The sequence below is a fragment of the Enterobacter sp. RIT637 genome (assembly GCF_019718755.1).
GTDB lineage: Bacteria > Pseudomonadota > Gammaproteobacteria > Enterobacterales > Enterobacteriaceae > Enterobacter.
Map to the genome: position 1 here is coordinate 1 of NZ_JAIHAZ010000078.1, position 690 is coordinate 690.

Here is a 690-nt window from a genome sequence, read left to right on the forward strand (position 1 = left end):
TCCCAGTACTGGGCCCAGCTCATCTCAGAGAGCTGCATCACCAGCGCACTTAACGGCAACAGCAAAATCAGACAGACGAACAGCAGGCTGGTCCCGAGGCTTAAGGTAAAGCCGGGCAGCACACGTCTGGAGGAGACTGCAAACATCACTTACGCCCCGCCGCCAACAGTTTGTCCAGCTCACCACCGGTGGTGAAGTGGGTTTTCATCACCTCAGGCCAGGAGCCAAACTGGTCTTCCACGCGGAACAGATCGGTCTGCGGGAATTTGTCTTTAAGCTTGTTCATCACGTCCGGATTCGCCACGCGATAGTAATAGTCGGTGATGATGGTTTGCGCCTGCGGGCTGTAGAGATAGTTCAGGTACGCCTTCGCCGCTTTCTCCGTACCGTTGGCTTTGACGTTCTTGTCCACCCACGCGACCGGGAATTCAGCAAAGATATTGACCTTCGGCACCACCACTTCAAAGCCCTGCGCTTCGTACTGTTTACGGATGTTATTCACTTCCGATTCGAAGCTTATCAACACATCGCCCAGCCCGCGTTCCACGAAGGTGGTGGTCGCACCGCGACCGCCGGTATCGAACACTTCAACGTTTCTCAGGAACTGAGTCATAAACTGCTCGGTTTTGGCTTTATCGCCGCCGTCCGCTTTGTCGGCTGCACCCCAGGCCGCCAGATAGGTATAGCGCG

General features: G+C 55.7%; 1 protein-coding gene and 1 pseudogene. Both read right to left on the bottom strand.

Annotated elements, in window-relative coordinates; translation table 11 throughout:
* Nucleotides 1-146, bottom strand: a pseudogene (locus tag K5E19_RS23245) (molybdate ABC transporter permease subunit); the annotation flags it as partial.
* Nucleotides 146-690, bottom strand: a 545-nt coding sequence (gene cysP, locus K5E19_RS23250) for a thiosulfate ABC transporter substrate-binding protein CysP (RefSeq protein ID WP_221553287.1), incomplete at its 5' end; no start/stop codon positions are given. The pseudogene K5E19_RS23245 and the gene cysP, both read right to left, overlap by 1 nt.